Annotated in this window: 6 protein-coding genes; 5 read left to right on the forward strand and 1 reads right to left on the reverse strand. The window is 72.8% G+C overall.

The window, feature by feature from the left end:
* The coding region (locus PLP61_RS13830) for a hypothetical protein (protein WP_324503324.1) at positions 1-563 on the forward strand (563 nt) is incomplete at its 5' end.
* A 10-nt stretch (positions 564-573) separates the two neighbouring features.
* Here PLP61_RS13830 and lysS read toward each other — a convergent pair.
* A complete protein-coding gene (gene lysS, locus PLP61_RS13835; RefSeq protein ID WP_324503329.1) occupies positions 574-2,031 on the reverse strand; it encodes a lysine--tRNA ligase in 1,458 nt (485 codons plus the stop codon).
* Positions 2,032-2,283: 252 nt separating this feature from the next.
* Here lysS and dnaK point away from each other — a divergent pair, with 252 nt between their 5' ends.
* Genes dnaK through PLP61_RS13855 form a run of 4 tightly spaced genes read left to right on the forward strand, consistent with a single transcriptional unit; the run spans position 2,284 to position 6,412 of the window.
* On the forward strand, positions 2,284-4,134 hold the full coding sequence (dnaK, locus tag PLP61_RS13840) for a molecular chaperone DnaK (protein ID WP_324503325.1): 1,851 nt from the start codon (positions 2,284-2,286) through the stop codon (positions 4,132-4,134).
* Positions 4,131-4,796: a nucleotide exchange factor GrpE gene (gene grpE / locus PLP61_RS13845; RefSeq protein WP_324503326.1), complete on the forward strand. Its 666-nt coding sequence runs from the start codon at positions 4,131-4,133 to the stop codon at positions 4,794-4,796. Before dnaK ends, grpE begins: the two co-directional genes overlap by 4 nt.
* An 18-nt stretch (positions 4,797-4,814) precedes the next feature.
* Positions 4,815-5,981: a molecular chaperone DnaJ gene (gene dnaJ, locus PLP61_RS13850; protein ID WP_324503327.1), complete on the forward strand. Its 1,167-nt coding sequence runs from the start codon at positions 4,815-4,817 to the stop codon at positions 5,979-5,981.
* A complete protein-coding gene (locus PLP61_RS13855; RefSeq protein WP_324503328.1) occupies positions 5,981-6,412 on the forward strand; it encodes a heat shock protein transcriptional repressor HspR in 432 nt (143 codons plus the stop codon). The genes dnaJ and PLP61_RS13855 overlap by 1 nt, the downstream gene beginning before the upstream one ends.
* Positions 6,413-6,492 lie beyond the last annotated feature (80 nt).

Below are 6,492 nucleotides of genomic sequence, written 5' to 3' on the forward strand. Positions count from 1 at the left end.
AGGTGACCCTGCACGGGCCGTTCGCCGCCACCACCGCCGCCACCTGCGCGACCGCCGGCGCGGCCACGGGGTCGGTGAGGGTGACCGGCGACGCGGTCTACGGCGTCCCGATGCTCCACGCCCCGGTGGCGGGCTACTACCGGTGGTCGGCCCGGCTCGCCGCCGACGAGTTCAACCTCCCCGCCTGGGCCTGCGGCCCGCCACTGCTGCTGCGCGCCGTACCGACCCTCTCGGTCACCGGGAGCGCCACGCGGATCGACGTCGGCGGCCGGGTGCGCGCCACCGTCCGCGCGGCCGGGCTCGTGCCGGGGTACGCCGAGCCGGTCCGGGTCCGCCTCATCGGTCCCTACCGCACCAGGGCCGCGGCGCGCTGCGACCCCGACCGCGTCGTACGCCGCCGGCAGGTGCCGGTGACCGCACCGACTGGGCACGGGACGACCGGCCGGGTGCGGGTCGGCCGGCCGGGGTTCTACGCCTGGCAGGCGGTGCTGCCCCCGGCGCCGCTGTCGACCAGGGTCGTCACGGCCTGCCGGGCCGCGGGGACGCTGCTGCGGGTGGGCTGACCGCGCCGGGTCAGTGCGGCGCCTCCGGCTTGAGGTGCGGGAAGAGGATCGTCTCGCGGATGCCGGCCCCGGTGAACAGCATGACCAGCCGGTCGATGCCCATGCCCATCCCGCCCATCGGCGGCGCGCCGTACTCCAGCGCGCGCAGGAAGTCCTCGTCCAGCTGCATCGCCTCGACGTCGCCCGCCGCGGCCTGCAGCGACTGCGCGGTGAGCACCTCGCGCTGGATGACCGGGTCGACCAGCTCGCTGAACCCGGTGGCCCGCTCGACCCCCGCGATGATCAGGTCCCACGCCTCGATCAGCCGGGGGTCCTCGCGGTGCGGCCGCGCCAGGGGCTGGGCGGAGGGCGGGTAGTCGTAGACGAAGGTGGGCTGCACCAGCGTCGGCTCGACCAGCCCGCTGAGCAGCTCGAGGACCAGCTTCTCGGCGTCCCAGCCCGGGTCGTGCTCCAGGCCGTGGCGCTCCATGACCGCGCGCAGCGTCGCGGCGTCGGTGTCGGGGGTGATCTCCTGGCCGGCGGCCTCGCTCACCCCGTCGTACACCCGCAGCCAGCGCCACTCCCCGTCCAGGTCCACCTCGCCCAGCGGTGTGTCCACCACCCGACCACCGGCGGCGTCGGCGGCCGCGAGGACCATCGCCCGGGTGAGCTCGGCGATGGTGTGCTGGTCGCCGTAGGCCTCGTACGCCTCGAGCATCGTGAACTCCGGGCTGTGGGTGGAGTCGACCCCCTCGTTGCGGAAGATCCGGCCGATCTCGAAGACCTTGTCGACGCCGCCGACCACCGCCTTCTTCAGGTTCAGCTCCAGCGCGATCCGCAGGGTCATCTGCTGGTCGAAGGCGTTCATGTGGGTGGTGAACGGCCGTGCCCGAGCCCCGCCGTGGACCAGCTGGAGCACCGGGGTCTCGATCTCCAGGTAGCCGCGGTCCTCCAGGGTTCGGCGTACCGCGGAGACGATCGCGGCCCGGGTGCGGACCATGTCGCGGGCCTCCTGGCGCACCACCAGGTCGGCGTAGCGCTGCCGCACCCGGGACTCCTCGGACAGGTCCTTGTGCAGCACCGGCAGCGGGCGCAGCGCCTTGGAGGCCATCGACCACTCGCTCGCCATCACCGACAGCTCGCCGCGGCGGCTGGAGACGACGCGGCCCCGCACGGCCACGTGGTCACCCAGGTCGACCAGGTGCTTCCACGCCTCGAGGGCCTCCTCGCCCACCTCCGCGAGGCTGAGCATCACCTGCAGCCGGGTGCCGCTGCCCTCCTGGAGGGTGGCGAAGCACAGCTTGCCGGTGTTGCGGACGAAGATCACCCGCCCGGCCACGGCGACCACGTCCTGGGTCTCCTCCCCGGCGTCGAGCCCGGACCAGCCGGCCCGCACCTCGGCGAGCGTGTGCGTGCGCGGCACCACGACCGGGTACGGCGCGGCCCCGGCGGCGAGTAGCCGGGCGCGCTTGTCCCGGCGTACCCGCATCTGGTCGGGCAGGTCGGCCTCGGGCAGGGGGGTGTCCACGAGGCGACAGACTACGCGGTGCCCGGCCGCCGCCCGCGGGCCCCGACCGTGCGCGAACGCACCCGGCTCCGCACGCACCCCGGGGAACATCGCCCGCCGTCCTTGCGTTACAGTTCCTGAACAGAGTTGAGTCGATTCGACTCAGGAATTTGGCCGGGAACGTCCGCAGCGGGCAGGATGGCCACGACAGACATCTGATCCGGAGGTAACACCATGGCACGTGCGGTCGGCATCGACCTGGGTACGACGAACAGCGTCGTGGCCGTTCTCGAGGGTGGCGAACCCACCGTCATCGCAAACGCGGAAGGCGCCCGCACCACCCCGTCGGTCGTCGCCTTCGCCAAGTCCGGCGAGGTCCTGGTGGGTGAGGTCGCCAAGCGGCAGGCCGTCACCAACGTCGACCGCACCATCCGCTCGGTCAAGCGCCACATGGGCAGCGACTGGTCGGTCACCATCGACGAAAAGACCTTCACCCCCCAGCAGATCAGCGCCTTCGTGCTGCAGAAGCTCAAGCGTGATGCCGAGGCCTACCTCGGCGAGACCGTCACCGACGCGGTGATCACCGTGCCGGCGTACTTCTCCGACGCCCAGCGTCAGGCCACCAAGGAGGCCGGCGAGATCGCCGGGCTGAAGGTGAGCCGCATCGTCAACGAGCCGACCGCGGCCGCTCTCGCCTACGGCCTGGACAAGGGCGACGACCAGACGATCCTCGTCTTCGACCTCGGCGGCGGCACCTTCGACGTGTCGCTGCTGGAGATCGGGGAGGGCGTCGTCGAGGTCAAGGCCACCTCCGGCGACAACCACCTCGGCGGTGACGACTGGGACGCCCGCGTCGTGGAGTGGATGGTCAAGAAGTTCAAGGACAACAACGGCGTCGACCTGGGCGCGGACAAGATCGCCCGCCAGCGGCTCACCGAGGCCGCCGAGAAGGCCAAGATCGAGCTGTCGGCGTCCAGCGAGACCACCATCCACCTGCCCTACATCACCCACGGCGAGGCCGGCCCGCTCCACTTCGAGGAGAAGCTGACCCGCGCGGAGTTCCAGAAGCTGACCTCCGACCTGCTCGACCGCACCAAGGAGCCGTTCAAGGCGGTGCTGCGTGACGGCGGGGTCGACGTGAGCAAGATCGACCACGTCGTCCTGGTCGGCGGCTCGACCCGGATGCCCGCGGTGACCGAGCTGGTCAAGGAGCTGCTCGGCGGCAAGGAGCCCAACAAGGGCGTGAACCCCGACGAGGTCGTCGCCGTGGGCGCCGCGCTCCAGGCCGGCGTGCTGAAGGGCGAGGTCAAGGACGTGCTGCTGCTCGACGTGACCCCGCTCAGCCTGGGCATCGAGACCAAGGGCGGGGTGATGACCACCCTGATCGAGCGCAACACCACCATCCCCACCAAGCGGTCGGAGATCTTCACCACCGCCGACGACAACCAGCCGTCGGTGGAGATCAAGGTCGCCCAGGGCGAGCGGCCGATGTGGGCGCAGAACCAGCCGCTGGGCAACTTCGAGCTCACCGGCCTGCCGCCGGCTCCGCGGGGGATCCCCAAGATCGAGGTGACCTTCGACATCGACGCCAACGGCATCGTGCACGTCTCCGCCAAGGACCACGCCTCGGGCCGGGAGCAGTCGATGACGATCTCGGGCGGCTCGGCGCTGGGCAAGGACGAGATCGACCGGATGGTCAAGGAGGCCGAGCAGTACGCCGCGGAGGACGCCAGGCGTCGCGAGGCCGTCGAGACCCGCAACCAGGCCGACCAGCTCGTCTACACGACCGAGAAGTTCCTGACCGACAACACCGACAAGATCCCCGAGGACGTCAAGACCGAGGTCCGGGCCGACCTCGACGCCCTCAAGGCGACGCTGGAGAACGCCGAGGCCTCCGCGGAGGAGCTGCAGGCCGGGATCCACAAGCTCGGCGAGTCCAGCCAGAAGATGGGGGCCGCGATGTACGCCGCCGCCGAGGCCGAGTCGGCGGCGGCCGGCGGCTCCACCGGCTCCACCGGTGAGGCCGACGAGGACGTCGTGGACGCCGAGATCGTCGACGAGGGCACCGAGGGCGAGACCAAGTGAGCGACACCCCACCGGTCGAGCCCGTCGTGGAGGGCGAGCCCGCCCCGGCCGAGCCCGCCTCGGCCGAGCCCACCCCGGCCGAGGCCACCCCGGCCGAGGCCTCTGCGGAGGCCCCGGCCCAGGGGTTCGGGGATGCGGCCGGGGAGGCGCCCGACGCTACCGAGGTCGAGTTCTCCGACGAGCTGTCCCGGGCCGAGAGCGACGCGGCCCAGGCCAGGGCCGACGTGGCTGCGCTCACCGACGACCTGCAACGGCTCCAGGCCGAGTACCTCAACTACAAGCGCCGCGTGGACCGGGACCGCGAGCTGGTCCGGGAGAACGCCACCTGGACGGCCCTCGCGCCGGTCACCGAGGTGCTCGACACCATCGACCGGGCGCGCGAGCACGGGCCCCTCGAGGAGGGGTTGCGGGCCGTCGCGGAGCAGCTGGAGCGGGTGGTGGCCGGGCAGGGACTGGTCCGGTACGGCGCGCCGGGGGACGCCTTCGACCCGATGCTGCACGAGGCGCTCTCCCACATCGGGCAGGATCCCGACGTGGAGGTCACCACCTGCAAGGTGGTCGCCCGGGCGGGCTACCGGCTGGGGGACCGGGTGCTCCGGGCGGCACAGGTGCTCGTCGTCGACCCGGCGCCGGAGCAGACGGAGAGCCAGCGCGCAGAGTGAGTGAAGGGAGGTGCGTGCATGAGCGGCACTGAGGGCATCCGCACCGACTGGGCCACCAAGGACTTCTACCAGGAGCTGGGCCTCACCAAGACGGCCAGCGCCGAGGAGATCAAGAAGGCCTACCGCAAGCTCGCGCGCGCCAACCACCCCGACTCCAACCCCGGCGACGACGCCAAGCACGAGAAGTTCAAGGCGGTGGCCGAGGCGTACGACGTGGTCGGCGACCCCGAGAAGCGCAAGAAGTACGACGAGATCCGGGCGCTGTACCGCAGCGGGCCGATGCCGGGCGGGCCCGGGGGCTTCGGCACCGGAGGGGCCGGCGGCTTCGACCTCAACGACCTGCTGCGCGACCGGGCGGGCGGCGGCGGCTTCGGGGACATGTTCGGCGACCTGTTCGGCGGCCGGGCCCGCAGCCAGCGGCCCCGTCCGGCGAAGGGCGCCGACGTCGAGACCACGGCCACCATCGGGTTCACCGACGCCATCGACGGGGTGACCATCTCGCTGCGGCTCACCTCCGACGCGCCCTGCCCGGACTGCAAGGGCAGCGGCGGCAAGCCCGGCACCAAGCCGCACATCTGCCCGCAGTGCGAGGGCGCCGGGTTCGTGGTCTCCTCGGTCGGCGGCGCGTTCGCCCTCAACGAGACGTGTCCGACCTGCGCCGGCCGCCAGCTCGTCTACGACGAGGTCTGCCCCACCTGCCACGGCAACGGGCGGGGGCTGTCCGCGCGCAGCATCCAGGCCCGGATCCCTGCCGGGGTCAAGGACGGCCAGCGGATCCGGTTGCGCGGCAAGGGCGCGGCCGGTGAGAACGGCGGCCCGCCCGGCGACCTGTTCGTGACGGTGAAGGTCACCCCGCACCGGCTGTTCGGCCGCAGGGGCGACAACCTGACCCTGGAGGTCCCGGTCTCCTTCGACGAGGCGGCGCTGGGTGCCGAGATCAAGATCCCCACGCTGGGTGGGGCGCCGGTGACGCTCAAGGTGCCGGCGGGCACGCCCAACGGGCGCACGTTCCGGGTGCGCGGCAAGGGGGCCCCGCGCGCCGACGGCACGCGCGGCGACCTGCTCGCGACGGTCGAGGTGCACGTCCCGGCCACGCTCGACCCGGTCGCCCGGGAGGCTGTCGAGTCCTACCGCGCCGCGACGGCGGGCAAGCCGCTGCGGGCCAAGCTGTTCGAGGGGGCGTGATGACCGGCGTACCCACCCCGGGGCCGGAGGCCGCCGTCTACGTGATCAGCGTGGCCGCCGAGCTCACCGGGCTGCACCCGCAGACCCTGCGCTCCTACGAGCGGCTGGGGCTGATCACCCCCGGCCGCACCGGCGGCGGCGGCCGGCGCTACTCGCACCGCGACATCGAACTGCTCCGCGAGATCGCCGACCTGACCTCGCTCGGGATCGGCATCGAGGGGGTCCGGCGGATCCTGCACCTGGAGAACCAGCTGGCCGCCGTGCGGATCCGGCACGACGAGCTGGCGGCCGAGCTGGCAGCCACCCGCGAGGCGCTGCGCCAGGCGCTGGCCGCCCGCCCCGGCGCGGCCACCCCGCCGACGAGCCGGGTTCCGGCGGTCCGCGAGTCCCTGGCCGGCCAGTCGGTGGTGGTCTGGCGCCGCTCGCGCTGAGCTCCTCGCTGGGTGCTCACCTCGCGCTACCCGGGATGCGCACCGTGAGATCGACCGCGACCCCGGACCCCGGGGGCGAG

The sequence above is a fragment of the Nocardioides sp. genome (assembly GCF_035429765.1).
GTDB lineage: Bacteria > Actinomycetota > Actinomycetes > Propionibacteriales > Nocardioidaceae > Nocardioides.

What these genes read in the sequence shown, in the direction of transcription:
- PLP61_RS13855 (WP_324503328.1), top strand. Translation starts at nt 5,981, where the DNA reads ATGACCGGCGTACCCACCCCGGGGCCGGAGGCCGCCGTCTACGTGATC.
- dnaJ (WP_324503327.1), top strand. Translation starts at nt 4,815, where the DNA reads ATGAGCGGCACTGAGGGCATCCGCACCGACTGGGCCACCAAGGACTTC.
- lysS (WP_324503329.1), bottom strand. Translation starts at nt 2,031, where the DNA reads ATGCGGGTACGCCGGGACAAGCGCGCCCGGCTACTCGCCGCCGGGGCC.
- dnaK (WP_324503325.1), top strand. Translation starts at nt 2,284, where the DNA reads ATGGCACGTGCGGTCGGCATCGACCTGGGTACGACGAACAGCGTCGTG.